General features: G+C 68.9%; 23 protein-coding genes and 1 pseudogene. 10 read left to right on the top strand and 14 right to left on the bottom strand.

The window, feature by feature from the left end; all coding sequences use genetic code 11:
* Positions 1–372 (bottom strand): annotated as a pseudogene (locus tag ACWELJ_RS06905) (septum site-determining protein Ssd); the annotation flags it as partial.
* 438 nt (positions 373–810) lie between these two features.
* Between ACWELJ_RS06905 and ACWELJ_RS06900 the strand changes: the two are divergent.
* Positions 811–1,611 (top strand): HAD family hydrolase, encoded by an 801-nt coding sequence (locus ACWELJ_RS06900; RefSeq protein WP_452365227.1) that lies wholly within the window; start codon positions 811–813, stop codon positions 1,609–1,611.
* Positions 1,612–2,139: 528 nt separating this feature from the next.
* Here ACWELJ_RS06900 and ACWELJ_RS06895 read toward each other — a convergent pair.
* The 5 genes from ACWELJ_RS06895 to ACWELJ_RS06875 all read right to left on the bottom strand — a co-directional run bounded on the left by ACWELJ_RS06895 (position 2,140) and on the right by ACWELJ_RS06875 (position 8,125).
* Positions 2,140–2,886: an oxidoreductase gene (locus ACWELJ_RS06895; RefSeq protein WP_452365226.1), complete on the bottom strand. Its 747-nt coding sequence runs from the start codon at positions 2,884–2,886 to the stop codon at positions 2,140–2,142.
* A 156-nt stretch (positions 2,887–3,042) separates the two neighbouring features.
* The gene (locus ACWELJ_RS06890) at positions 3,043–4,713 is read right to left on the bottom strand and encodes a dipeptide ABC transporter ATP-binding protein (RefSeq protein ID WP_452365225.1); all 1,671 of its coding nucleotides are present in this window, start codon (positions 4,711–4,713) and stop codon (positions 3,043–3,045) included.
* Complete coding sequence (locus ACWELJ_RS06885) at positions 4,710–5,669, bottom strand: ABC transporter permease (RefSeq protein WP_452365224.1); 960 nt, start codon at positions 5,667–5,669, stop codon at positions 4,710–4,712. The genes ACWELJ_RS06890 and ACWELJ_RS06885 overlap by 4 nt, the downstream gene beginning before the upstream one ends.
* 13 nt (positions 5,670–5,682) lie before the next feature.
* Positions 5,683–6,609 (bottom strand): ABC transporter permease, encoded by a 927-nt coding sequence (locus tag ACWELJ_RS06880; protein ID WP_452365223.1) that lies wholly within the window; start codon positions 6,607–6,609, stop codon positions 5,683–5,685.
* A gap of 4 nt (positions 6,610–6,613) precedes the next feature.
* Positions 6,614–8,125 (bottom strand): peptide ABC transporter substrate-binding protein, encoded by a 1,512-nt coding sequence (locus ACWELJ_RS06875; protein ID WP_452365231.1) that lies wholly within the window; start codon positions 8,123–8,125, stop codon positions 6,614–6,616.
* 298 nt (positions 8,126–8,423) lie between these two features.
* Here ACWELJ_RS06875 and acs point away from each other — a divergent pair, with 298 nt between their 5' ends.
* The 4 genes from acs (at position 8,424) to ACWELJ_RS06855 (ending at position 13,320) form a co-directional block, all read left to right on the top strand.
* Positions 8,424–10,370: an acetate--CoA ligase gene (gene acs / locus ACWELJ_RS06870; RefSeq protein WP_452365222.1), complete on the top strand. Its 1,947-nt coding sequence runs from the start codon at positions 8,424–8,426 to the stop codon at positions 10,368–10,370.
* 204 nt (positions 10,371–10,574) lie between these two features.
* Positions 10,575–11,801, top strand: a complete 1,227-nt coding sequence (gene nhaA / locus ACWELJ_RS06865) for a Na+/H+ antiporter NhaA (RefSeq protein WP_452365221.1) — start codon at positions 10,575–10,577, stop codon at positions 11,799–11,801.
* A gap of 41 nt (positions 11,802–11,842) precedes the next feature.
* Complete coding sequence (locus tag ACWELJ_RS06860) at positions 11,843–12,346, top strand: phage holin family protein (protein ID WP_452365220.1); 504 nt, start codon at positions 11,843–11,845, stop codon at positions 12,344–12,346.
* A 23-nt stretch (positions 12,347–12,369) separates the two neighbouring features.
* Positions 12,370–13,320 (top strand): alpha/beta fold hydrolase, encoded by a 951-nt coding sequence (locus ACWELJ_RS06855; protein WP_452365219.1) that lies wholly within the window; start codon positions 12,370–12,372, stop codon positions 13,318–13,320.
* Positions 13,321–13,401: 81 nt separating this feature from the next.
* Here the strand turns inward: ACWELJ_RS06855 and ACWELJ_RS06850 are convergent, their stop codons facing one another.
* Genes ACWELJ_RS06850 through nth form a run of 4 tightly spaced genes read right to left on the bottom strand, consistent with a single transcriptional unit; the run spans position 13,402 to position 16,700 of the window.
* Complete coding sequence (locus tag ACWELJ_RS06850; RefSeq protein ID WP_452365218.1) at positions 13,402–14,595, bottom strand: MarP family serine protease; 1,194 nt, start codon at positions 14,593–14,595, stop codon at positions 13,402–13,404.
* Positions 14,592–15,320, bottom strand: a complete 729-nt coding sequence (locus tag ACWELJ_RS06845) for an NUDIX hydrolase (protein ID WP_452365217.1) — start codon at positions 15,318–15,320, stop codon at positions 14,592–14,594. Before ACWELJ_RS06845 ends, ACWELJ_RS06850 begins: the two co-directional genes overlap by 4 nt.
* A 37-nt stretch (positions 15,321–15,357) precedes the next feature.
* Complete coding sequence (locus ACWELJ_RS06840) at positions 15,358–16,023, bottom strand: TlpA family protein disulfide reductase (protein WP_452365216.1); 666 nt, start codon at positions 16,021–16,023, stop codon at positions 15,358–15,360.
* Positions 16,020–16,700 carry an endonuclease III gene (gene nth, locus ACWELJ_RS06835; RefSeq protein ID WP_357275950.1) on the bottom strand — a complete coding sequence of 227 codons (681 nt, stop codon included), beginning with the start codon at positions 16,698–16,700 and terminating at the stop codon, positions 16,020–16,022. Before nth ends, ACWELJ_RS06840 begins: the two co-directional genes overlap by 4 nt.
* Positions 16,701–16,992: 292 nt before the next feature.
* Between nth and ACWELJ_RS06830 the strand changes: the two genes are divergently transcribed.
* A complete protein-coding gene (locus ACWELJ_RS06830) occupies positions 16,993–17,235 on the top strand; it encodes a hypothetical protein (RefSeq protein ID WP_033089361.1) in 243 nt (80 codons plus the stop codon).
* Positions 17,236–17,503: 268 nt separating this feature from the next.
* A complete protein-coding gene (locus ACWELJ_RS06825) occupies positions 17,504–18,178 on the top strand; it encodes a Crp/Fnr family transcriptional regulator (protein ID WP_213558957.1) in 675 nt (224 codons plus the stop codon).
* 91 nt (positions 18,179–18,269) lie between these two features.
* Here the strand turns inward: ACWELJ_RS06825 and ACWELJ_RS06820 are convergent, their stop codons facing one another.
* From ACWELJ_RS06820 to ACWELJ_RS06810, 3 genes are all read right to left on the bottom strand, one after another.
* Positions 18,270–19,076: an MBL fold metallo-hydrolase gene (locus ACWELJ_RS06820; protein WP_452365215.1), complete on the bottom strand. Its 807-nt coding sequence runs from the start codon at positions 19,074–19,076 to the stop codon at positions 18,270–18,272.
* 101 nt (positions 19,077–19,177) lie between these two features.
* Entirely contained in the window at positions 19,178–19,633 is a 456-nt protein-coding gene (locus ACWELJ_RS06815; RefSeq protein WP_452365214.1) for a RidA family protein, read from the bottom strand.
* A complete protein-coding gene (locus ACWELJ_RS06810) occupies positions 19,633–19,797 on the bottom strand; it encodes a hypothetical protein (protein ID WP_452365213.1) in 165 nt (54 codons plus the stop codon). The genes ACWELJ_RS06815 and ACWELJ_RS06810 overlap by 1 nt, the downstream gene beginning before the upstream one ends.
* 170 nt (positions 19,798–19,967) lie before the next feature.
* Between ACWELJ_RS06810 and ACWELJ_RS06805 the strand changes: the two genes are divergently transcribed.
* A complete protein-coding gene (locus ACWELJ_RS06805) occupies positions 19,968–20,987 on the top strand; it encodes an ArsA-related P-loop ATPase (RefSeq protein WP_452365212.1) in 1,020 nt (339 codons plus the stop codon).
* A gap of 2 nt (positions 20,988–20,989) precedes the next feature.
* Entirely contained in the window at positions 20,990–22,165 is a 1,176-nt protein-coding gene (locus ACWELJ_RS06800; RefSeq protein ID WP_452365211.1) for an ArsA family ATPase, read from the top strand.
* A gap of 148 nt (positions 22,166–22,313) precedes the next feature.
* Here the strand turns inward: ACWELJ_RS06800 and ACWELJ_RS06795 are convergent, their stop codons facing one another.
* Positions 22,314–22,637, bottom strand: a complete 324-nt coding sequence (locus ACWELJ_RS06795) for a WhiB family transcriptional regulator (RefSeq protein WP_033089817.1) — start codon at positions 22,635–22,637, stop codon at positions 22,314–22,316.
* A 301-nt stretch (positions 22,638–22,938) separates the two neighbouring features.
* Here ACWELJ_RS06795 and ACWELJ_RS06790 point away from each other — a divergent pair, with 301 nt between their 5' ends.
* The gene (locus tag ACWELJ_RS06790) at positions 22,939–25,305 is read left to right on the top strand and encodes a penicillin-binding protein (protein WP_452365210.1); all 2,367 of its coding nucleotides are present in this window, start codon (positions 22,939–22,941) and stop codon (positions 25,303–25,305) included.
* Positions 25,306–25,344 lie beyond the last annotated feature (39 nt).

Genomic DNA, 25,344 nt, shown 5'->3' with positions numbered 1-25,344 from the left:
GACCGCGCCGTCTCCGGGACGGCGGCCGTCGTGGGCGGCGAAGGCGGCGATCAAGGCGTCGGCCGCGGCGGGCAGGGAAAGGACTTGTTCGGCGCCCGCCGCGGTGGCGGCTTGCCAGTCGAGCAAACTCGGCTCGCCATCGGTCACCAGGAGGATCCCCGGGCGGCGGGGGTGCCCGGCGGATACGCAGCTATGCGCGGCGGCGGTGTCGAGGATGATCACGGACGCGGCTGTCCAGGGGTGTCGACCCGGGGGCGGGACACGTTCGTCGAGCGGGCGGTCGGCCGCGGCGGCGATGCGGCGGATCTCCTCGCGCAGACGGGGATCGGCGACCAGCGCGAGCGCGGGTGGGGTGGCGGCATCGGAGTTCATGCAGGTCAGCGTCGCCCGATTGGCGAAGCGGCGAAAGCGGCCCGACGGCGAGTGTGGATAACACGCGGCCTGTGCACAATTCGGGAAGCGTGGGCGGATCCGAAACCGCCTGAAAATAGAGGACGGCCCCAGCCGGGGGGGGAGGAGGCTGGGGCCGTCGGGTTCAGCCCCGGGGGGTCGGGCTGAACGCGCCTGGACCATGTCCAGGTAACTGCGATACTACACCCAAGCCCCGGCCGTATTGCAAGTCCGCCCGGCGAGTCTTTTTCCCGTCCTGACCGCCCGGCTTCCAGCTGGCTAACCCCGACGAGCCCCAGTTCAAACGTGATGTCGGCCATGACCGCCGACCGAATCGTATGGCGGATCCCGGAGCGCCGCGGACCCGCGCGGGGCGACCCACGACGCCCGCCGCGCGGCGCGGAACCATATCCTGGAGCCGTGACAGCCGAACGCGGACGAGTCGCCGCCTTCTTCGATCTCGACAAGACGGTGATCGCCCGGTCGAGCGCCTTCGTCTTCAGCAAGCCGTTCCTGGACCAGGGCCTGCTCAGCCGGCGTGCGGTGCTGGAGAGCAGTTACGCGCACTTCCTGTTCCTCCTGTCCGGCGCTGATCACGATCAGATGGAGCGCATGCGCGAGCACCTCACCAAGATGTGCGCGGGCTGGGATGTCGACCAGGTGCGCTCGATCGTCGCCGAGACCCTGCACGACATCGTGGACCCGCTGATCTACGCCGAGGCCGCGGATCTCATTGCGGACCATCGGATTCGGGGACACGACGTGGTGATCGTCTCCGCCTCCGGCGAGGAGGTGGTGGCCCCGATCGCGGCCGCCCTGGGCGCGGACCATTTCGCCGCCACCCGCATGGTCATCGAAAACGGCCGGTACGCGGGCGAAGTGGAGTTCTACTGTTACGGCCCGGGCAAGGTCGAGGCCATCGAAAAGCTTGCCGCGCAATATGATTACGACCTGGACCGCTGCTACGCCTACTCCGACTCGGTGACCGATCTGCCGATGCTGGAGGTGGTCGGCCACCCGACCGCGGTGAACCCGGACCGGGGTCTGCGGCGCGAGGCCGCCGCCCGCGGCTGGCCGGTGCTGGCCTTCTCGAACCCGGTGTCGCTGTGGGCCCGGATCCCGGCTCCGACCACCACCACGGTGGCCGCGACGGTGGCGGTCGGCCTGAGCGCGGTGGCCGCCGGAGCGCTGAGTTACCGGCTGCTGCGCCGGCGTCGCTGACCCGGTCATTTGTCCGAAACGCCGGGCGTGAAACGACGCGGACACGCCGGATTGGAAAGTTTTCCCAGGTCTTGATGTGATGGCGGTCACGGGGTAACAATGGATGCACGGAAGGACGGAAGGCCAAGATCGGATCGGAAGAGAAGATTCGACCTCCCATCCCACCCTTCCCAGCACGGACACCAGGCACCCACGCGGAGCACGCCGCGACAAGGGCACGGATAGTTGTGGGCCTGCGTTATCCGGGATTTCGACGGCGAGGGCCTCGCATCCAATGCGGGGATGAACCACCGGATCCCGGAGAGCTCGCCGAGGCCGAAGAGAACACAACCCGAAAAGCACGCTTGGTAACCAGGTGGTCCGTGCTAGCGGGCGGTGAGGTCGCACATCAGCGACAACGCCGCCCGCTCTTATGTGTCAGACCCAACCCTCGGGGCTCATCCCCGAACCCCCTCGCGGCTGTCACGGGATCTCATCCCCGGACACCCACGCGCACAACGGGATTGGCCCTTCGACCGTTCAGGGGTCTTACCCGGAAGCCGCGTCCGCGATCGAGCGGGCTTCGCGCGCGCCGTCCTCGAGCGCACCGCAGGAGAAGATCACCCAGCCGCCGACCCCTTCGGGGGTGCCCATGCCGAACGCGGCCGCGGCGTCCAGATACGCCTGACGGCGGCGGAGCCAGAAGACCTCGGGAACGCCCAGGCTGTGCGGGTCAAGGCCGCTGGACACCGCCACCAGCCGGGAGGCGGCGCGAGCGACGATGCCGTCGGCGGTGCCGAAGGGGCGCAGTGAGAGCAGTTCCCCGTGGACGACGGCCGCGATCACCGGCGCCGGCGCTTTCGTCGTGGTGACGGTCTGGGCGAGCAGGTCCAGGCGTTCCGCGACGCCGGGCACGTCGCGCGGACGGCCGAGCCGCTGTTCGTCCTCCACCATGTCTGCCGCGGCGAGCAGGTGCAGGCGGGCCAGGGCCTGCAGGGGCGCGCGCTGCCAGACGCCGACCAGGTTGGTGAGGGCCTCCGCGTCCAGGGCCTGACCGACGCGCAGCGATCCGGCGAGGATGGGGTCCTCGACGCGCCCGTCGGCCGGCAGGTCGATGGTGCCGCCCTCGATGGCGGCCGAGGAGCGGGCCGCGCGGACGGCGGCCTCGGCGGCGGTGGTGGGCCAGCCGCGCCGGTTCGCCCGGTGGCGGTGCACCTCGGCGAGCGCGTCACGGGCCTTGTCGGCGGCGTCGCGGACGCCGGGCAGGTCGACGAGGGGCTGCAGCGGGTCGGTCACGACATACGAGGCTACTGGCTGGTCACCTGCGCCCCGGCCGCTACCTGCCGTCGGCGCCGGCCGCTGTCGCTCCGCCGCCCCTGCCGACGGCCATGCGCACGGCGAAGCGCCATCCGGCCGCATGCGCGTGGCGAGGCGTGGCCCCGAAGCCCCACCTCACCCCACGTGCAAGTCGCGGCCGGGGATCGCTTCGAGCAGGCGCTGCGTGTACGGCGACCGCGGATCGGTGAACAGGTCGTCGGTGGACGCCGATTCGACCACCTTGCCGTCCTGCATGACCAGCACCGAGTCGGCGATCTGCCGCACCACCGCGAGGTCGTGCGTGATGAACAGGTAGGAGAGCCCGAATTCGGCCTGCAGGGTGTTGAGCAGCTCGAGGATCTGATCCTGCACCAGGACGTCGAGCGCGGACACGGCCTCGTCGCACACGATCAGCTCGGGTTCCAGCGCCAACGCGCGGGCGATGGCTACGCGTTGCCTTTGGCCACCGGACAATTCGCGCGGATAGCGGGCGCCGACGGCGGACGGCAGGGCCACCAGCTCCAGGAGTTCCCGGACGCGGGCGTCGCGCGACTCCCGGGTGCCGATGTGGTGGGTGCGCAGCGGTTCGGCGATGGCGCGATGGATCGAGTAGGTGGGATCCAGTGACCCGTACGGGTTCTGGAAGATGGGCTGGATGCGCCGCCGGAAGGCGAGCGGCGTCCGGCGGGCGAGCTCGGCGACATCCTTGCCGTCGAACAGCACCGAACCCGCTGTGGGCGTGTCCAATCCGAGCACCAGGGACGCGACCGTCGTCTTGCCGGAACCCGATTCCCCGACCAGGGCGGTGGTGGTCCCGCGTCGCAGCCGGAACGAGACATCGTCGGCCGCGGTGAATTCCGTGTGTTTCCACGGCACCGACCCGCGCACCCGGTAGCGCTTGGTGAGTCCCGCGGCGACCACGATGTCGTCGGGCGCGTCGGCCGCGTCGGCGGCGGCCACGTCGATGGCGAGGTCCCGGTAGGCGGCGCGTTCGGTGGTGGTGGCGCTGCGCCGGGCGGCGAGTGAGGGCGCGGCGGCCACCAGTCGCCGCGTGTATTCGTGGCGGGGATCGCGCAGGATCTCCGCGGCCGGTCCGGATTCCACCACCCGCCCGCGGTACATGACCACGAGGTGTTCGGCGCGTTCGGCGGCGAGCCCGAGGTCGTGGGTGATGAGCAGGAGCGCGGTGCCGAGTTCGCGGGTCAGTTCGTCGATGTGGTCGAGGATCTGGCGTTGCACGGTGACGTCGAGCGCGGAGGTCGGTTCGTCGGCGATGAGCAGTTTCGGCCGGGCCGAGAGCCCGATGGCGATGAGCGCGCGCTGCCGCATCCCGCCGGAGTATTCGTGCGGGTACTGGCCGGCCCGCCGTTCGGGTTCCTTGATCCCGGCCTCGGCGAGCAGTTCCACGGCCCGCTGCCGGGCGGCGCGACCGCGCGTGATGCCGTTGGCGGCCAGGGTTTCCGAGATCTGGAATCCGACCTTCCAGACCGGGTCGAGGTTGGACATGGGGTCCTGCGGTACGAAGCCGATCCCGTTGCCGCGCACCGCGACCAGCTCCGATTCGGATGCTCCCGCGAGCTCCCGCCCCTGGAACGAGATGCTGCCGGATTCGACGCGCCCGCCGCCGGGCAGCAGTCCGATGACCGCGTGCGCGGTGGTGGATTTCCCGGACCCCGACTCCCCCACGATGGCCACGGTCTGGCCGGGATACACGGTGAGGTTGACCCCGCGCACCGCCTCGACCCGGTCGTCGCCGGATCCGAAACACACTCGCAGGTCCCGGATGTCGAGCAGGGGCTCGGTCATCGCCGCTCCTTGGGGTCGAGTGCGTCGCGCAGGGCGTCGCCGAGCATGATGAAGCCGAGCACGGTCAGCGCCAGCGCGGTGGCCGGGTAGAACAGGATGAGCGAGCCGGCGCGCAGTTGGCGCTGCCCGGCCGCGATGTCCGCGCCCCAGGACACTTCGGTGGGCGGCAGTCCGACGCCGAGGAACGACAGGGTGGCCTCGGTGACGATGAAGACGCCCAGCCAGATGGTGGTGACCACGATGACCGGTCCGAGCGCGTTGGGGATGATGTGCCGCACCAGGATCCGGAAGCGCGACACCCCGAGCGCCTGGGCCGCGAGCACGTAGTCGCTGCCCTTGGCGGCGAGGACCGAGCCGCGGGCGATGCGCGCCACCTGCGGCCAGGTGAAGGCCGCGAGGATGGCGATCACCACCCAGATGGTGCGGTGCCCGGCCAGCTGCATGAGGACGATGGCGGCCAGCATGAGCGGGATGGCGTACACGATCTCGGCGATCCGGGAGATGACCGAATCCAGCGGTCCCCCATAGAATCCCGCGAGCGCGCCGAGGCTGCCGCCGACGAGCAGGAACAGCAGGGTGGCCCCGACGCCGGTGAGCACCGAGGCCCGCGCGCCGTAGATGGTGCGCGCGTAGATGTCGCAGCCTTGCAGGTCGTAACCGAACCAGTGGTCCCGATTCGGCGGCGCGAGACTGAAATCCACCACGCAGTGCCGCGGATCCTGTCCGGTGAACAGCCCGGGGAAGGCGGCGACCAGCAGCACCAGCACGATGATGGCCATCGAGACCAGGAACAGTGGTTTGCGGCGCAGCTGCCGCCAGGCCGCGCCCCAGAATCCGGCGGGCGCGCCGTGCACGTCGACCCGGTCGGTGGCGACCACTTCGACGGCGTCGGGCGGGGCCACCCAGCGTTCCTGGCCGGGCCGCGGATCCCGCTGGGGCGGTGCGGTTTCGGACATGTCGGCGCTCCCGTCAGGCATAGCGGATCCGCGGGTCGAGCACGGCGTAGAGCAGGTCCACGATCAGGTTGGACAGCAGGAAGATGACGATGAGCGCCGTCACGAAGGACACCACGGTCGGCGCCTCGCCGCGCACCACGGCCTGGTAGAGGGTGCCGCCGACGCCGGGAATGTTGAAGATGCCCTCGGTGACGATGGCCCCGCCCATGAGCGCGCCCAGGTCGGCGCCGACGAAGGTGACCACCGGGATCAGCGAATTGCGCAGGATGTGCACCACGACCACCCGCCGCCGCGGCAGGCCCTTGGCGGTGGCGGTGCGCACGAAGTCCGCGTCCTTGTTCTCCGCCACCGAGTTCCGGGTCAGCCGCAGCACGTAGGCGAACGACAGCGAGGCCAGCACCAGCGCGGGCAGCACGAGTCGCGGGATGCTCACGTCGGAGCCGACGGTGACGGGCGCGAGATGCCAGGTGACGCCGAACAGGAACTGGGCCAGGAATCCGATCACGAAGATGGGCATGGCGATCACGAGCAGGCTGAGCACCAGCATGGTGGAGTCGAACCAGCCGCCTTTGCGCAGTCCCGCGATCACGCCGAACGCGATGCCGAGCACCGCCTCGAAGAACACCGCGAGCAGGGCGAGCCGGAAGGTGATGGGGAAGGCCCGGGCGAGCACTTCGCGCACCGGCCGTCCGGAGTACGAGGTGCCGAAGTCGAGGGTGACGACGCCCTTCAGGTAGTGCAGGTATTGCCACCAGAACGGTTTGTCCAGCCCGTATTGCGCCTTCAGCTGCGCTTCCAGCGCCGGCGTCAGCGTGCGCTGCCCGGCCAGCGCGGTGACCGAACCGCCGGTGACCTTCCAGATCAGGAAGTAGATGAGCAGCGTCGCGCCGAAGAACACCGGGATCATCTGCAGCAGCCGCCGCGCTATGTACCAGGCCATCAGGTCACCTCAGCTCGATGTTCTCGAAGTCGGCCAGGCCGTTCCAGGTCATGACCACGTTGTGCACGCGTTTGGAGTAGCCGGCGGAGTTGATGTAGTCGAAGACCGGGATGGTGGGCAGGTCGCGCAGCAGCACGGATTGCGCCTGCCCCACCAGCTTCCACGACTCCGGTTCGGTGGGCGCGGCTTCGGCGGCGGCGAGCAGCCGGTCGAATTCGCGGTTGCTGTAGTCGACGTCGTTGGATTCCGAACCGGTGAGGAAGCCCGGTTCGAGGAATTGCAGCATGGTCGGGTAGTCGCCCTGCCAGCCGTAGCGGAAGGCCTTGCCGACGGTGCGGTGCACGACCTGGTCGCGCAATTGCTTGAAGGTCGGGTAGGGCGCGCCGACCGCGTCGATGCGCAGCGTGTTGCGAATGCTGTTGGCCAGCGCGTCGATCCAGGCCTGGTGGCCGCCGTCGGCGTTGTAGGCGATCTCGAAGCGGCCGCTCCAGGGCGCGATGGCGTCGGCCTGGGCCCACAGCCGGACGGCCTCGGCCGGGTTGTAGTCGAGGACGTTCGAGCCGGGCAGGTTCGGATCGAATCCGGGCAGCACCGCGGAGGTGAAGTCGCGGGCGGGAATCCGGGTGCCGTGGAAGATCTTCCGCCCGATCTGCTCGCGGTCGATGGCCATGGAGAGCGCCTGCCGCCGCAGCCGTCCCTCCTCGCCGCCGAAGTGGGCCATCGTGGGCTGGAACCCGAGCCACTGGTTCTGCGCGGTCGGCGCTTCGATGGCGCGGTCGCCGAGGTCGTGTTTGTACACGGCGATGGCGCTGTCGGGGATGGTGTCGAGCACGTCGAGGTTGTCGGCCAGCAGGTCGGAGTAGGCGGCGTCGAAGTTGGAGTAGAAGACGAAGGTGAGGCCCTTGTTGCGCGACGGCCGCCCGCCCCGGTAGCTCTCGTTGGGCACCAGGGTGAGCTGGACGTCGTGCTGCCAGGCGTTGCCGTCGGCGAATCGATAGGGGCCGTTGCCGATCGGGTGCTCCCCGAAGGCCTTCATGTCCTTGAAGGCCGCCGCGGGCAGCGGATAGAACGGCGCGTAGGCCAGCCGGGTCCGGAAGTCGATGGTGGGCGCGACCAGGTCGACGGTGAAGTGCAGGTCGTCGACCACCTTCAGCCCCGACATGGTCTGCGCGCGTGGCGGATCCGCCTGCACGTCCGCGAATCCGGCGATCGGGCCGTAGGTGTAGCTCTGCAGTTGCGCGTTGGTGATCAGCGCCCCGAAGTTCCAGGCGTCCACGAAAGAGTGTGCGGTGACCGGTGTTCCGTCGCTGAAGGTCCAGCCGGGTTTCAGGGTGATCCGGTAGTGCTGCTGGTCGGTGGTGTCGATGGATTCGGCCACCTCGTCGTGCAGCGCGCCGCGCTGGTCGATGTAGCGCAGTCCGGCGAACAGCCGGTCGACGATGCGCCCGCCGCCGTTCTCATTGGTATTGGACGGGATCAGCGGATTCTGCGGTTCGGAGCCGTTGACGGCGATCATGTCGCCGTACGCCGGGGTGACGGCGCATCCGGTCAGGCTCGCGCCCGCGATCAGCGCGAGTACCGCGGCCAGCACAGCGATCCCTCTGATTCGCACCGCGTTCTCCCGCCTCGAGCCGCTGTCGGTGACAGGGACAGTAGTGACCCGCGCCGCCCTTGTCAGGGGATCGAATCACCGTGTGTCCCCGAGGCCGCCCCACCGATCGAGACAGCGCGGCGCGGCCCAGGTCACACTCGGTTAGGGTCGGACGTGGCCGTCGTCACCCACGCGGCTCGCACGCGAGAGAAGAAGAGACGAGATGACCGAGACATCCGCAGACCACCTGGATGCCTATCCGCCCAGCGCTGAGTTCGCGGCCGCCGCCAATGGCGACGCCTCTCTCTATGCTCGATCCCGGTCCGATCGGGAGGGCTTCTGGGCCGAGCAGGCGCGCCGCCTGCACTGGCATCAGCCGTTCACCCAGGTGCTGGACTGGACCGACGCCCCCTTCGCCAAGTGGTTCGCCGACGGCAAGCTGAACGTCGCCTACAACTGCGTGGACCGGCACGTGCTCGACGGGCACGGCGATCAGGTCGCCATCCACTGGGAGGGCGAGCCCGGCGATTCCCGCGATCTCACCTACGCCGACCTGCTGGCCGAGGTGTCGAAGGCCGCCAACTACCTGACCGGCCTGGGCCTGGTCGCCGGCGACCGGGTCGCCATCTACATGCCGATGGTCCCCGAGGCCATCGTGTCCATGCTGGCCTGCGCCCGCCTGGGCCTGACCCATTCGGTGGTCTTCGCCGGGTTCTCCCCCAGCGCCCTGCGCCAGCGCGTCGACGACGCCGCGGCCAAGCTGGTCATCACCACCGACGGCCAGTGGCGGCGCGGCACCGCGGCCCCGCTCAAGGCGGCCGTGGACGAGGCGCTCGCCGAGGGCGAGTCGACCGTCGAGCACGTGCTCGTGGTGCGCCGCACCGGCCTGGACACCGAGATGACCGAGGGCCGCGACCTGTGGTGGGACGAGACGGTCGCGCTGTCCTCCCCCGAGCACGAGGCCCAGGCCTTCGACGCCGAGCACCCGCTGTTCATCCTCTACACCTCCGGCACCACCGGGAAGCCGAAGGGCATCCTGCACACCTCGGGCGGCTATCTGACCCAGGTGGCGTACACCCACCACCAGGTGTTCGACCACAAGCCCGGTCAGGACGTGTACTGGTGCACCGCCGACATCGGCTGGGTGACCGGGCACAGCTACATCGTGTACGGCCCGCTGGCCAACCGCGCCACCGAGATCGTCTACGAGGGCACCCCGAACTTCCCGGACGAGCACCGGCACTGGCAGATCATCGAGAAGTACGGCGTCAGCATCTATTACACGGCGCCGACGCTGGTCCGCACCTTCATGAAGTGGGGCCGCGAGATCCCCGACGCGCACGACCTGTCGAGCCTGCGCCTGCTGGGCTCGGTCGGCGAGCCGATCAACCCGGAGGCCTGGCGCTGGTACCGGGATGTGGTGGGCGGCAACAGGACTCCCATCGTGGACACCTGGTGGCAGACCGAGACCGGCGCCATCATGATCTCCCCGCTGCCCGGCGTCACCGCGGCCAAGCCGGGCGCGGCCATGACCCCGCTGCCCGGCATCTCCGCGACAGTCGTCGACGAGGAGGGCATTCCGGTCCAGCTGGGCGAGACCGAGGCCAACGGGTACCTGGTGCTCGACGAGCCGTGGCCGTCCATGCTGCGCGGCATCTGGGGCGACAACGAGCGCTACCGGGACACCTACTGGTCCCGCTACGCCGAGAAGGGCTGGTACTTCGCCGGCGACGGCGCGAAGCTCGACAAGGACGGCGACCTGTGGGTGCTCGGCCGCGTCGACGACGTCATGAACGTGTCGGGCCACCGCATCTCGACCGCCGAGGTGGAGTCCGCGCTGGTCGGGCACTCGGGCGTGGCCGAGGCGGCGGTGGTCGGCGCGTCCGACGACACCACCGGCCAGGGCATCGTCGCGTTCGTGATCCTGACCGGGGAGGCCGAGGACACCGGCGCGGACCTGATCGCCGAGCTCAAGGCCGAGGTCTCCCGCGAGATCTCCCCCATCGCCCGCCCCCGCGAGATCCACGTGGTGCCGGAGCTGCCGAAGACGCGCTCGGGCAAGATCATGCGCCGCCTGCTGCGCGACGTGGCCGAGGGCCGCGAACTGGGTGACACCTCAACGCTGGTGGACCCCAACGTCTTCGAGGCCATCCGGGCCGGCAAGGCGTAAATCCGATCGACGCGGCGGAGGCCCCCTGATCACTGGTCAGGGGGCCTCCTCGTCGGGTGATGGCCGAAGATTTCCCGGCAAACCGTTAGAATTGCGCAAAAAGGTGTGCCGGGAAGTCTGGTCGGCATGCGGTTGTGCCGTCGATCCCGTCAGTGGTGTGCACGCCGCTGTTCTGTCGAACGAAACGGCTGAAAGGTGCACCCGGTGATCGCACAGGTCCGATCCGAGCTAGCGCGCTATCTGAGAACCGAAACCTTCGGTGGCACACTGCTTCTCATCGCCGCCGCGGGCGCGCTCATCTGGGTCAACTCACCGTGGAGCGCGAGTTACACCACCATGGTCGAGACCAGGCTCGCGATCGCGCCCCTGCACCTGGACCTCTCGCTGGCCGACTGGACCAAGGACGGCCTGCTCGCCATCTTCTTCTTCGTCGCCGGTCTGGAGCTCAAACGCGAGCTGGTGGTCGGCGAACTCGCCGATCGCAAACGCGCCACCCTGCCCATCGTGGCCGCCCTGGGCGGCGTGATGCTGCCCGCGCTCATCGCCATGGCCGTCGGCCACGGCGTGGACGGCATGGATCGCGGCTGGGCCATCCCGGTCGCCACCGATATCGCCTTCGCGCTGGCCGTGCTGGCCATGACCGGGTCGCGGATCCCGGCCAGCGCCCGGGTGTTCCTGCTCAGCCTGGCCGTGGTCGACGACCTGATCGCCATCCTGCTGATCGCGGTCCTGTTCACCACCACACTGAAGATGGTGTGGCTGCTGGTCGCGCTGCTGTGCTTCGCCGGGTGGGCGTTGGGCCAGAAGTTCCGGATCGGGACCCCGTTCCTCTACGTGCCGCTCGGCCTACTGTCCTGGTACGCCCTGCACGAGGCCGGAATTCACGCCACCCTGGCCGGTGTCGCGTGCGGCCTGCTGACCCGGGTCCGCCCCGACCCGGACGAGGACGAGCACTGCGTGCCCGCCGCCCGGCTCGAACATTTCTTCCAGCCCATCTCCGCGGCCGTGTGCGTACCGCTGTTCGCGCTGTTCGCCTCCGGCGTCCCGCTGGATTCGGCGGTACTGTCACAGCTGTTCACCAACCGGCTGTCGCTGGCCATCATCCTGGGTCTGCTGGTCGGCAAGACGGTCGGCATCTTCGGATCCAGTTGGCTCGCCGTGCGGTTGGGGATCGCGGAACGACCGGGTGATCTCGGGTACAGGGACATGTTCGCCCTGTCGGTACTGGGCGCGATCGGCTTCACCGTTAGCCTCTTGGTGGCAGAACTGGCCTTGGAAGACGTCGGCGACGGGTCGGCGGCAGAACTCGCGAAAGCGGCGGTGTTGCTCACGTCTTTGGCGGCTTCCCTGGCCGGTTCGGCGCTACTGTTGCGTCGTGGCCGTGCTCACCAGGCACGACGTGACGAGCGCGCACTGCAAAGTCAAGAGTGACACCGGAACGTACTACCGGGACATGGAGAAGGGTCGAGCAATTGAGCTTCACACAGGGCGGTAACGGCTACGACGGGAACCGCACCCGCACCGTCACCTCGATTCCGTTGTCCGATATCGACGCCCATCAGTCGGCCACCATCGGCAGTCTGGTCCGCGACGCCACCGAGCAGATGTCGACGCTGGTGCGCGCCGAGGTGGAGCTCGCCAAGACCGAGGTCACCGGCGAGATCAAGAAGGGCCTGCAGGGCAGTGTCTTCTTCATCCTGGCGCTGACCATCCTGCTGTTCAGCTCCTTCTTCTTTTTCTTCTTCCTCGCCGAGCTGCTGGACGTGTGGATGCCCCGCTGGGCCGCGTTCCTGGTGGTGTTCCTGCTGATGATCGCGGCGGTCGCGGCCTGCGGTCTGCTGGGCTACCTCAAGGTGCGCAAGTTGCGCGCGCCGGAGAAGACCATCGGATCGCTGAAGGAGACCCAGACGCTGCTGTCGAGCAGCTTCAGCCACTCCGACGAGCACTCCGTGGACGTCAGCAAGCCCCGGGCCTAGACCTTCGATTACGCTCCTTCGGCGTGTCGTCGAATTCGCAGCCGGATCCGTCCGCAGTCCGCTATGACGGGCCGTGGACCCATCGCGACGTGCGTGCCAACGGCATTCGCTTCCACGTCGTCGAGGCCGCGCCCGCCGAACCGGCGCAGCCGGGAACCAGCACGCCGCTGGTGGTGCTGCTGCACGGTTTCGGCGATTTCTGGTGGTCGTGGCGGCATCAGCTGACCGGGCTGGCCGCGCGCGGCTACCGCACCGTCGCGGTGGACCTGCGCGGCTACGGCGACACCGACAAGCCGCCGCGCGGCTACGACGGCTGGACCCTCGCCGGTGACGTGGCCGGACTGGTCCGGGCCCTCGGGCACACCGAGGCCACCCTGGTCGGGCACGCCGAGGGCGGGCTGGTGTGCTGGGCCACCGCGGTCCTGCACCCTCGCGTGGTGCGGTCCATCGCCCTGATCAGCTCCCCACACCCGGTGGCCCTGAAGCGGGCCGTGCTGCGCGACGACGCGCAACGCTCGGCCTGGCTGCCCGGCTTCCTGCGCTATCAGCTGCCGCGCCTGCCCGAGCACCGGCTCACCCGCGACGACGGCATCGAGATCGAACTGCTGCTGCGCGACCGGGTCAGCGAACACTTCTCGGCCACCGAGGAATTCGCCGACACCGCCCGCCGCATGCGCACCGCCATCCGGATCCCCGGCGCGGCGCACTGCGCGCTGGAATACCAGCGCTGGGCCTTCCGCAGTCAATGGCGGCCCGACGGCCGGCGATTCATGTCCGCCATGAGCGAGCCGGTGCGGGTGCCGACGCTGGCGATGTACGGCGACCGCGACCCCTACATCCTGCCCGGCACCATCCACCGGGGCCGGCAGCTGTCGCCGGAGCGGCGACTGGTCGAGATTCCCGGCGCGGGTCACTATGCGCACCAGGAGAATCCGGAACCGGTGACCGCGGAGATCGCGAAACTGCTGGCCTGACCGGACTGCCCACCGAAACCGGCCCCCGGCGAATCAGATCGCCGGGGGCCGGTTTCGGTGTCGATCAGCTCGGTGCGTCCATCAGCTCAGCACACAGCTGCCGGTACCGACGGCCGCGGTCTGACTCGACGCCGCGTCGAGTTCCGGCTTCACCTCGTCGAGGGTCAGCACATACCCGGTGTCGTCGTCGGTGACGGCCGCGCCGAACACCACGCCCAGGATCCGGCCGTCGGTGTCCACCAGCGGGCCGCCCGAGTTACCGGCCCGGACCTGACCGCGGATGGTGTACACCTCACGCTTGACGTCGGCGTCCCGGTAGATGTTGGGGCCCTTGAGGTTCAGCGTCTCGCGCACGCGCGCCGCGCTGGCGGTGTAGCGCCCGCCGCCCGGGTAGCCGAGCACGATGGAGCTCTCACCCGTGGTGGCGTCCTTCGGGGCCAGCGCCAGCGGCTGGGCGTTGAGGCCCGGCACCGCCAGGATCGCCACGTCCTTGGACGAGTCGAACAGCACCACGGTCGCGCCCAGCGGCCCGCGCGCGGTGTCCACGCTGACACTGTTGGTGCCCGCCACCACGTGCGCGTTGGTCATGACCCGCTCCGGGGCCACCACGAAGCCCGAACCCTCCAGCTGCCGTTGGCAACTGGGCGCGATACCGCGGATGCGCAGCACGCTGCCCTGCAACTGCTGGGCGATGGGCAGCTGCAGCACGCTGGCGTCGGGCGGCTCCACCGCGGTGATCGGGACGTGCCCGAACGGGCCGATGACGTCCGGCAGCCCGGAGGTGTTGAGCAGATTGGAGAAGTCGGTCGGCACCCGGCGCAGCCAGTCCGGCGCGACATGGTCGACATTGCGCAGCACCTGCGAGTTGGTGACCGCGGCCGCGATGCCCGGCTGCGAGGAGTTGGTCAGCGGCAGCGCCAGCAGCCACGCGGTGGCCAGCACCGCCACCGCCTGCAGGCCCGCGCCCACCACGCTGTCCACGCTGCGGGTGAACGGATCCCGCATGCCGCCGCGCGCGGCCCGCCCGAGCACCATGCCCGCGACCTCGCCGATGATCACCAGCGCCACGATGAGCAGCACGCCCACCAGCACCCGGGTCCGGCCCTCGCTCAGATGTTTCAGAATGTGCGGCGCGATCAGGATGCCCGCCACCGCGCCCAGGATCACGCCCAGGAAGGCCAGCGCCGAGGCGACCGCGCCCTGCCGCCACCCGGAGGTGGCCGCGAGCAACGCCAGAATGATGATGCCGAGATCGAGCCAGCCCGAGGCGCTCATAATGTCATCCCTACCGCGGCCAGTGAGGCCTGCAGATCACGTACATCGTGATAGTCCCATTCGTGTTCCCACCCCGATACCGCCAGCAGTCCGGCGAGCACGCCGGCGGTGAACCCCCACACCAGCATTCCGTCCACGGTGAACGCCGGGCCCATATAGCCCAGCGGATGCCGCACCACGAAACGATTGGCCGGATCGATGAGCTCCGACACCGGCACCCGCGCCACGCGGGCCGCCTCGGTCTCGCTCACCACTCCCACCGCGCCGGGCGTGCGCCAATAGGCGACCACCGGCGTCACATCGAACCGCGACGGCGGCACGAAGATCTTGGGCAGCACCGCGATCGGCTCGACGCTCGCCGGATCCAGGCCGGTCTCCTCGTTGGCCTCGCGCAGGGCGGTGCTGATCGGTCCGTCGTCCTGCGGCTCCACCCCGCCGCCGGGGAACGCCACCTGGCCGCTGTGCTGGCGCAGGGTGGCGGCGCGCTGGGTGAGCAGTACGTCGGCGTCGGCCGGAAGCCCGCCCGGCGCTGCGGGATCCGCGTCCGGGGAGCCGCCGAACAGCACCAGCACGGCCGCGTCCCGGGGCCGGGTCGCGGCGGCGGCGAAGCGCCGCATGGCACTGCGACGCAGGACCGGGTTCACGCCGGTGGGGTCGGCCGGATCGTGTTCGGCCACCCCGCTCAGCCAGACCGGAATCCCATTGCTGGACGCCTCGAGTCTCATCACCACACCCTCACCGAAAACCACCGCCGACCGCCGCTCACGCCCGGACTCCCAACTCGGCCGCGACGGTATCGGAAATGTCCTCGACGCTGCGGAACGGGCGCACCACGACTTTGGCAACGGTGCCGTCCGCGCGCAACAGCACCGAGATCGGCAGCACCGGCGGTGCGCCGACCGCCGTACGGACCGCGTGTCCGGAGTCCATGACGCCGGGAAGATGAATTCCGAGCCCGCTCAGCCGGGACAACGCCTTATCCGTCCCGGGGTCGCTGTGCACGGTCAGCACGGTGAGCGCGCTGCCCGCCTGCTGCGAGAACTGTTGCAGCAGTGGCAGTTCCTCCGCGCAGGGGCCGCACCAGTACGCCCACAGATTGAGCAGCGCGGGCTTTCCGGCCAACGCGGCGCCGAGGTCGACCGGTTTGCCGTCGGCCAGACAGTCGAGGGTGATGCCGTGGAGCGGGCCGCCGCCCCCGGCCGGGGCCCCGCTGGGCCATGGGCAGGCGGCCAGGGCCGCCGCGGCCCGATCGGACTCGGGGACAACCGGTTCGACGACCGAGGTGGCCGACGGCGCGGCCGAGCGGTCGTTCTCGTCATCGGTGCGGGTGAGCTGGGGCCAGAGGGCGGCCACCGCCGCCACCGCGACGATCACCGCCGCCAGGACCCAGCGCCACCAGGTGTTGCCCCGCGTCGCCTCGGCGCTCACAGGCCGACCAGTTCGAGAAGGTGCTCGGTCTCCGGGCCCTTCACGAGTTTGGCGGCCTCGGCCGGATCGGTCGGCCCGGTCCCGAAGGACGGGCAGTCGTTGGCCAGCAGGCAGGCGCCGCACGCGGGCTTGCGGGCATGGCAGACGCGGCGGCCGTGGAAGATCACCCGGTGCGAGAGCATGGTCCAGTCCCGGCGCTCGATCAGCGCGCCGACGGCATGCTCGACCTTGACCGGATCCTCCTCGGCGGTCCAGCCCCAGCGCCGCACCAGCCGCCCGAAATGGGTATCGACGGTGATTCCGGGGACCCCGAAGGCATTGCCGAGGACGACATTCGCGGTCTTGCGCCCGATCCCGGGCAAGGTGACCAGCTCGTCCAGGGTGCTCGGCAGTTCCCCGTCGAATCGCTCGACCAGTTCCTGCCCGAGCCCGATCAGCGAATTGGCCTTGTTGCGGTAGAAGCCGGTGGGCCGGATGTACTCCTCCAGCTCGGCGCGATTGGCCTCGGCGTAATCGCGTGCGCTGCGGTACTTCACGAACAACGCCGGGGTGGTCTGGTTCACCCGGACATCAGTGCACTGCGCGGAAAGAATTGTGGCGACCGCCAATTCGAGGGGCGTAGTGAAATCAAGCTCACAGTGCGCGTCCGGGAACTCCCGCGTCATTTCCCGATACATCCGCCGCGCACGCCTGACCAGGCCGGTCCGAGTCTCTTTGTCGCGCTTGCGCGCTTTGGCCGGACGCGAAAACGATGGCGCATCCGCGACATCGACCGCGGCCTCGACAGGAACCGCGGCACCGTCCGATTTCACTGTCGCGAGGCCCGAATTATCCGGGTCTGCCCCGCTCAGGGCCGCGTTGGATTCAGAGACACGCACGCGTCCACCTTACGGAACCGGTGCTACGTCACAACCGGCCAGCGGGCCTGCCGTGTTCCATCTGAGACCTTCGGCGTGTTTACTGCTGCCTATGCAAGGACTCGCTGTGGTGCTGTTTCCGATAGCGCTGATGCTGTTCGCGTTGGTGATGGAACGGGTCGAGAATCGGCTGCGGAAGTTGCTCGAACCCGACCCGGAGGTTCAGCAGTACCTCGATCGAGCCACGAATGCCGAGGTCAGCGATCTGACCAAGCTGGGATTGCCGGCCGCCGCCGCGCGGCCCCGGCGCGCCCGGCCCGCGGCCAAGGGAATGGACGTCGCGCAGGCCAGCTGACCGGAGGGTCGGCGGTCGGGTGGTCCGGTGGCTTCGAGCCCCGGACCACTTTTTACGATCTTCATGACGCCGGTCTCACGGCGTGTCGTAGATTCGTGTGAAGCGTGTCGCACGTTGCGTTGTGTGTCGCGTACTGGGGCTCCGCACATCCGAGTATCAGCTCGGCGCGTGGTGTCTATCACTACCCGGCGGTAATGCAAAGTAGACTGCACTGTCGGCCGAGTCGTTTCGGTCCAGGACAGAGCCATTTCCCATAAGGAGCACATTCGTGGACGAGGCCCTCGCCAGAGCAGGCATCTTCCAAGGCGTCGAGCCCACCGCGGTCGCCGCTCTCACCAAACAGCTGCAGCCTGTTGATTTTCCGCGCGGCCACGTCATCTTCAATGAGGGCGAGCCCGGCGACCGGCTGTACATCATCACCTCGGGCAAGGTGAAGATCGGTCGTCGCTCTCCCGACGGCCGGGAGAACCTGCTGACGATCATGGGCCCGTCCGACATGTTCGGCGAGCTCTCGATCTTCGACCCGGGCCCGCGCACCTCGACGGCCACCACCGTCACCGAGGTCAGAGCCGTCACCATGGACCGCGACGCGCTCAAGGCGTGGATCGACCAGCGTCCGGAGATCGCCGAGCAGCTGCTGCGGGTGCTCGCCCGCCGCCTGCGCCGCACCAACAACAACCTGGCCGACCTGATCTTCACCGACGTGCCGGGTCGTGTCGCCAAGGCGCTGCTGCAGCTCGCCCAGCGCTTCGGCACCCAGGAAGCGGGCGCCCTGCGCGTGACCCACGACCTGACCCAGGAAGAGATCGCCCAGCTGGTCGGCGCCTCCCGCGAAACCGTGAACAAGGCCCTGGCCGACTTCGCGCACCGCGGCTGGCTGCGGCTCGAGGGCAAGAGCGTGTTGATCTCCGACTCGGAGCGGCTGGCGCGCCGCGCTCGCTGACGCGAGGCGGACAAGCGAATACGTCAGAAGGATCGGGCATCACCTCCGTAGCGGTGCCCGATCCTTTCGCGTTTCCGGCCTCGATCCGGGCCTAGCCCCGCGAACGCAGATAGGCCAGCTGGGCTTTCACCGAACTGTGCGCCGCGGGCCAGAGCCGCTTGTCGACGTCGGCATAGACCTCGGCGACGATCTGCAGGGCTTTGGCGTTGGGGCCCAGCTTCTCCAGCGCGGTACGCACCTGATCGAGGCGCTCCTGGCGGTGGGCGATGTAGTAGCGGATGACCGGTTCGGCATCCGGATGGTCCGGGCCGTGCGCCGGCAGCAGGGTGCGGCCGGGGGCCACCGACACCAGGCGATTCAGCGAATCCAGGTACGCCGCGAGCGCGCCGTCCGACGATTCGAGCACCGTGGTCCCACTCCCGAGGACGGTGTCACCGGTGAGCAGGACCCGCTCGCCGTCGGGGCCGTCGACCAGAAAACTCAGCGAATCCCCGGTATGGCCGGGGGTGGCGAGCACCGTGATGCGCAGACCGGCCGCCTCGATGACCTCGCCGTCGGCCAGGACGGTGCCCGAACCGCGCAGGAATTCGGAGCCCTTGGCGCGCACCGGGGTTCCGGTGGCCTTCACCAGGTGGTCGATGCCGCCGGTGTGGTCGGCGTGCTCGTGGGTGATCAGCGTCAGCGCGATCTCACCGCCGGTCGCGCGGACCAGCGCCTCGGTGTGCTTGCGATCCTTCGGACCCGGGTCCACCGCAACGTATTCGGTGGCGCCGGGGGCGCGGAGCAGCCAGGTGTTGGTGCCCTGCAACGTCATTCCGCTGGGGTTGTCGGCCAGAACGACGGCGGCGGACGGAGTCACTTGCCGCAGTTGTTCGTACGCGGGGTGGGTGAGCGTCATCTTTCCGTCCTAATGCAGCTGACGTGATGCGTCCAGGGTTGAACGCATCACGTTTCCGACTGTGCCCCAAGCCTTTCTGTGCCGGAAGCAGGTCGGTGGAGCTACCGCACCTCGGCGATGAGTTCCACTTCGACCGGGGTGTTCAGGGGCAGCTCGTTGACGCCGACGGCGGACCGGGCATGCACCCCGGCCTCGCCGAGCACCGCGCCGAGCAGCTCCGACGCGCCGTTGATGACCAGCGGCTGGCTGTTGAAACCGGCCGCGGACGCCACGAAACCGACCACCTTGACGATGCGCACCACCTGGTCGAGGCCGACCAGATCGTTCACCACCGAGAGGGCGTTGAGCGCGGCCAGTTTCGCCATCTCCGCGCCCTGTTCGACGCTGATCTCCGCGCCGAGCTTGCCGGTGAGCGGCAGTTCGCCGTTCACGAACGGCAGCTGGCCGGAGGTGTAGACGTAATTACCGGTCCGGACACCGGGCACGTACACCGCGACCGGCTTCGGCGCCGGCGGCAGTTCGAGCCCGAGTTCCTTCAGGTTCTCGGCCCACCCCATCAGCTCTTGGCCCGCTTCAGGTAGGCGACGTGCTGCTCACCGGTCGGCCCGGGCAGCACGGTGACGAGTTCCCAGCCGTCGGAACCCCACTGGTCGAGGATGGCCTTGGTGGCATGGGTCAGCAGGGGCACCGTCGCGTACTCCCACGTGGTCACTTCACTCATGGAGGTGAGCGTATCCCCGGCCCGGTTCCCGGAGTTGTCCAGACCCTCCGACTACGCTGCGGGATTAGGAAATACGAATTTCCAGAGTGGTGTATCAGACAGTTGCCAAGTCCTGTGCGCAGGATTCCGGAACGAGTTATAGGCTCGCGAGCGTGGGAGTACCGATAGCAGTGCCCGTTTCGGTTGAGCCGGGGGTCGAAGCAGGTTGGCCGGAGCGGGCGGACAAGGCCCGCCTGCATTACGTATCCGGGAAGGGGGGCACCGGGAAGTCGACGGTCGCCGCGGCGCTCGCGCTGGCACTGGCCGCCGGGGGGCGCCGGGTGCTGCTGGTCGAGGTCGAGGGCAGACAGTCCATCGCGCAGCTGTTCGATCTGCCGCCCTTGCCGCCCACCGAGACTCGCATCGCCACCGCCGACGGCGGCGGCGAGGTGATGGCGCTGGCCCTCGATGTCGAGCACGCCTTCCTGGAATACCTCGACATGTTCTACAACCTCGGCTTCGCCGGCCGGGCCATGCGCCGGGTCGGGGCCATCGAGTTCGTCACCACCATCGCGCCGGGCCTGCGCGACGTCATCCTCACCGGCAAGATCAAGGAATGCGCGGTGCGCGCCGACAAGTCCGGCAAACCCGCCTACGACGAGATCGTCATCGACGCGCCCCCGACCGGCCGGATCGCCAGCTTCCTGGACGTCACCCAGGCCATGGCCGAGATCGCCGGCGGCGGTCCGATCGCCGCGCAGGCCGAGGGCGTGTCCAAGCTGCTGCACTCCGAGCAGACCATGATCCACCTGGTCACGCTGCTGGAAGCGCTGCCGGTGCAGGAGACCGCCGACGCCGTCGCCGAACTCACCGCCAACGACCTGAACATCGGCACGGTCATCGTGAACCGCGCCAGCGAGGGCTACCTGCCGCGCTCGGTGCGCGAACGCGCCGCGCTCGGCGACGTCGACCTCGACGCGCTGCGGGCCGGGCTGGCCGAGGCCGGAGTCGCCTTGTCCGAGGCCGATTTCCAGGGCCTGGTCGCCGAGACCGTCGAGCATTCCGCGCGCCTGGCCGCCCAGGACGAGAGCGCCGCCGAGCTGTCCCAGCTCGACATCTCGCGGCTGTACCTGCCGTCGCTCACCGACGGTATGGATCTGGGCGGGCTCTACGAGCTGGCCGAAGTCTTGAGCGCGCAGGGGGTTCGCTAGTCATGGTCGTTCCGGCAGGCACTGTGCCCCTGGATATCTCGAAGATCATCGCCGACCCGTCGGCGCGGATCGTGGTGTGCTGCGGTTCCGGCGGCGTCGGCAAGACCACCACGGCCGCGGCCATCGCGCTGCGCGCGGCCGAGGCGGGCCGCAAGGTCGTGGTGCTGACCATCGACCCGGCCCGACGCCTGGCCCAGTCGCTCGGCGTCAGCGACCTGGGCAATGTGCCGCAGAAGGTGGAACTCGGGCCCGAGGCGAAGGGCGAGCTGTTCGCGATGATGCTGAACATGCGGCGCACCTTCGACGACATGGTGCTCGAGCACACCACGCCGGACAAGGCCGAGCAGATCTTCGCCAACCCGATCTACCAGACCGTCGCGTCCTCCTTCGGTGGCACCCAGGAGTACATGGCGATGGAGAAGCTGGGCCAGCTCGCGGCCAAGCGGGAGTGGGACCTGATCGTGGTCGACACCCCGCCCTCGCGCAACGCCCTGGACTTCCTGGACGCGCCGAAACGGCTGGGCAACTTCCTCAACGGCAAGATGATCCGGGTCATCATGGCCCCGGGCCGCGGCGTCGGGAAGTTCGTGGCGGGCGCCATGAGCCTGGCGCTGCGCGGGGTCTCGACCATCGTCGGCGGCCAGCTTCTCAAAGACGCCAGTGTCTTCTTGCAGTCACTGGAATCGATGTTCGGCGGCTTCCAGGATCGGGCCGACCGCACCTACGCGATGCTGTCCCGCCCGGGCACCCACTTCCTGGTGGTGGCCGCGGCCGAGCCGGACGCGCTGCGGGAGGCCAGCTTCTTCGTGGACCGGCTCTCGACCGACAAGATGCCGATGGCCGGACTGGTGCTCAACCGCACCCACCCGGTCCTGAGCTCGCTGTCCGCCGAGCAGGCGCAGGTCGCGGCGGATCGCCTGGTCCCGGAGTCCGAGAACGGCGCGACGCCGGAACCCGAGACGGAGACGCCGGAAGCGCTCGCGGCCGCGGTACTGCGCATCCACGCCCATCGGGCCGCCACCGCCAAGCGGGAACAGCATCTGCTGCACCGGTTCACGGGCGCCCACCCGAGCGTGCCCATCGTGGCCGTCACCGCGCTGCCCTTCGAGGTGGCCGATCTGGAGGCGCTGCGCGCCGTCGGTGACCAGCTCGTCGAGGCCGGCGCCAAGCCCGCCTGACGCGGACCCGCCGAGGCCTCGCCTCGGTTGTCGGCTTTCGACCCTTTGGTTTGAAATGCCCGATCCGACCCCGGACACGGATCGAGCCCGCATCCCGCGGGCTCGATCCGTTCTGCTTATAGGGGGGATCTAGGTAAGGGATACTCGCTTACATCGCTACCTTCTGTGATCGCTGGACGCGGAAGAAGTCCGCCCAGCTCGTCACCTCCGGGTGCTGCTTCAGCAGCGCACGGCGCTGCCGCTCGGTCATACCGCCCCACACACCGAACTCGACTCGGTTGTCGAGGGCGTCAGCACCGCACTCCATCAGCACCGGGCAGTGCCGGCAGATGGTGGCGGCCTTGCGCTGTGCCGCGCCACGCACGAACAGCTGGTCGGGATCCACTTCCTTGCATCGGGCCTGGGAAACCCAGGCGATTCTCGCTTCGGCCTGCTCCACGTCCAATCGAGCGATCGGGGTAGTCATGTGCATTTGGTGTGCCCCTTTGCAGTCCGAACACCGGGTCACGGCGCTCCAGAATCGCGAGTGCAGCGCGCAGTTACCCAACCCCACTGCGTTCTGCACCACATTCCACTTTGAGTGTTAGCTCTATCACACTGGGTTCTCAATCTAGATAGTCGTGTATCGGCTGCGCAAGACCGTCCCGAGATTTTCTGGTACGTCCGTCCACGCATTCGTTGCCAAGAACCGGGCAGTCCGTACTTTTGGGGACGAAAGGACACCCGTGGCGGGCGAACACCGAGTGTCCGAAAGGCCAATTAGGCTAGGGCCCGTGCCGATCACACGAACGCTCTGGAGACTGGCAGGCGCGTGCGTCTTGGCAGCCGTGCTGCTGGCCGGATTGCTGTTCCCGCTCGCCGGTGGCTTCGGGTTCATCTCCAACCGGGCCGCCGACGCCGTCGACAACGTCTCCGCCGAACTGGTCGAGGGCAGCGTGCCCGCGGTCTCGACCATGGTGGACGCGAATGGGACGCCCTTCGCCTGGCTGTACGAGCAGCGCCGCTTCGAGGTCCCCAGCGACAAGATCTCCAACAATATGAAGCTGGCGCTGGTCTCGGTCGAGGACAAGCGCTTCGCCGACCACCACGGTGTGGACTGGCAGGGCACCTTCCGGGCCTTCCTGACCAACACCTCCGGTGGCCAGGTCTCCCAGGGTGGTTCCACCATCGACCAGCAGTACGTGAAGAACTACCTGCTGCTCGTGGTGGCCAAGACCGACGCCGAACGCCGGGCCGCCACCGAGACCACCCCCGCCCGCAAGATCCGTGAGATCCGCATGGCGCTGACGCTGGACAAGCGGCTCACCAAGGACGAGATCCTCACCCGGTATCTCAACCTGGTGCCCTTCGGCAACGGCTCCTACGGCATCCAGGACGCCGCGCAGACGTACTTCGGCGTGGACGCCAAGGACCTGACCATGACGCAGGCGGCCATGCTGGCCGGCATGGTGCAGTCCAGCTCCAAGCTGAACCCGTACACCAACCCCACGGGCGTGCTGGAGCGCCGCAACACCGTGCTCGACACCCTGATCCAGAACGTGCCCAGCCGGGCGGAGGAGTTCCGTAAGGCCAAGGACACGGGACTGGGCGTGCTGCCCGAGCCCAAGGGCCTCTCGCGCGGCTGCATCGCGGCCAACGACCGCGGCTTCTTCTGCGATTACGCCATGCAGTACCTGACCAACGCCGGCATCAGCCGCGATCAGCTGGAAAAGGGCGGCTACCTGATCAAGACCACCCTGGACCCGGCCGTGCAGGACCAGGTGCGGGACTCGCTGGCCGCCAACACCAACCCGAACCTCGACGACATCGCCGAGGTGATGAACATCATCGCGCCCGGCCAGGATTCGCATCCGCTGCTGGCCATGGGCTCGAGCCGGGTCTACGGCCTGGACGCCAACGCGCATCAGACCGTGCAGCCGCAGCCGTATTCGATGGTCGGCGACGGCGCGGGCTCGATCTTCAAGATCTTCACCACGGCCGCGGCCATGGAGAAGGGCCTGGGCATCAACGCCACCCTCGACGTTCCGGCGTTCTTCTCCGCCAAGGGCATGGGTAACTCCGGCACGCCCGGCTGCCCGCCGGAGACGTACTGCGTGAAGAACGCGGGCGCCTACAAGGGTTCGATGTCGGTGACCGAGGCGCTGGCCACCTCGCCGAACACGGCCTTCGTCAAGCTGATCCAGGCCGTCGGGGTGGCCCCGACCGTGGACATGGCGGTCCGGCTCGGCATGCGCTCGTACACCCTGCCCGGTACCTCCGGCCATGGGAACCAGAGCCTCGCGGACATGGTCAAGGACCAGAACCTGGGCTCGTTCACGCTGGGACCGGTCGCGATCAACCCGGTGGAGCTGTCGAATGTGGCCGCCACCCTGGCCTCCGGCGGCAAGTGGTGCCCGCCCACCCCGATCCGCGAGGTGGTCGACCGCAGCGGCAAGCAGGTACCGCTGACCCAGCAGGCGTGTGAGCAGGTGGTCGATCCGGGTCTGGCCAATACCCTCGCGGTGGCGCTGGGCCAGGACGTGGTGAGCGGCACCGGAGCCGGTTCCGCGCATTCCGTCGGCTGGAACATTCCGACCTCGGCGAAGACCGGCACCACCGAGAGTCACCGGTCCTCGGCCTTCCTGGCCTTCACCAACGGTTTCGCGGGCGCGTCCTACGTGTACGGCGACAGCCCGACCCCCGGTGAGATCTGCTCGTTCCCGCTGCGCAGCTGCGGCAGCGGAAACCTGTACGGCGGTAACGAGCCGGCCCGCACCTACCTGGGCGCGATGAAGAACGTGCTCGACAAGTTCCCGCCGGCCGTGCTGCCGCCGGTCGACGACAAGTACGTGCGCGGATCGAACAATTCGCAGATCCCGGACGTGATCGGCATGCAGCAGGCCGAGGCCAACGCGGCGCTGGTCGGCGCGGGCTTCCAGGTGTCGGTGGTGACCCAGCCGGGCGCGGGCAAGGGCACGGTCATGAACGTGTCGCCCAATGGGTCGGCGATTCCCGGTTCGGTGATCACCATGTACGTGAGTGACGGCTCGCAGATACCGGTGACCGCGCCGCCGAACGCGCCGCCGTCGGTGCCGGGGCTGCCGGGCATCACGATCCCGGCGCTGCCGCCGATCCCGATCCCGATTCCCATCCCGCGCTAGCCGCGAACGAAAGGCCCGGAGCGAGTCACTCGCTCCGGG

This window comes from Nocardia sp. NPDC004582, assembly GCF_053602115.1.
This window is presented reverse-complemented; position numbering and strand designations above follow the sequence as displayed.

Excerpts from the sequence above, each read along its gene's own strand:
- ACWELJ_RS06890 (WP_452365225.1), bottom strand. The coding sequence starts at position 4,713 with ATGACCGAGCCCCTGCTCGACATCCGGGACCTGCGAGTGTGTTTCGGA.
- ACWELJ_RS06885 (WP_452365224.1), bottom strand. The coding sequence starts at position 5,669 with ATGTCCGAAACCGCACCGCCCCAGCGGGATCCGCGGCCCGGCCAGGAA.
- ACWELJ_RS06880 (WP_452365223.1), bottom strand. The coding sequence starts at position 6,609 with ATGGCCTGGTACATAGCGCGGCGGCTGCTGCAGATGATCCCGGTGTTC.
- ACWELJ_RS06875 (WP_452365231.1), bottom strand. The coding sequence starts at position 8,125 with ATGATCGCCGTCAACGGCTCCGAACCGCAGAATCCGCTGATCCCGTCC.
- acs (WP_452365222.1), top strand. The coding sequence starts at position 8,424 with ATGACCGAGACATCCGCAGACCACCTGGATGCCTATCCGCCCAGCGCT.
- ACWELJ_RS06850 (WP_452365218.1), bottom strand. The coding sequence starts at position 14,595 with ATGAGCGCCTCGGGCTGGCTCGATCTCGGCATCATCATTCTGGCGTTG.
- ACWELJ_RS06845 (WP_452365217.1), bottom strand. The coding sequence starts at position 15,320 with ATGAGACTCGAGGCGTCCAGCAATGGGATTCCGGTCTGGCTGAGCGGG.
- nth (WP_357275950.1), bottom strand. The coding sequence starts at position 16,700 with ATGTATCGGGAAATGACGCGGGAGTTCCCGGACGCGCACTGTGAGCTT.
- ACWELJ_RS06830 (WP_033089361.1), top strand. The coding sequence starts at position 16,993 with ATGCAAGGACTCGCTGTGGTGCTGTTTCCGATAGCGCTGATGCTGTTC.
- ACWELJ_RS06820 (WP_452365215.1), bottom strand. The coding sequence starts at position 19,076 with ATGACGCTCACCCACCCCGCGTACGAACAACTGCGGCAAGTGACTCCG.
- ACWELJ_RS06815 (WP_452365214.1), bottom strand. The coding sequence starts at position 19,633 with ATGGGGTGGGCCGAGAACCTGAAGGAACTCGGGCTCGAACTGCCGCCG.
- ACWELJ_RS06810 (WP_452365213.1), bottom strand. The coding sequence starts at position 19,797 with ATGAGTGAAGTGACCACGTGGGAGTACGCGACGGTGCCCCTGCTGACC.
- ACWELJ_RS06800 (WP_452365211.1), top strand. The coding sequence starts at position 20,990 with ATGGTCGTTCCGGCAGGCACTGTGCCCCTGGATATCTCGAAGATCATC.
- ACWELJ_RS06795 (WP_033089817.1), bottom strand. The coding sequence starts at position 22,637 with ATGCACATGACTACCCCGATCGCTCGATTGGACGTGGAGCAGGCCGAA.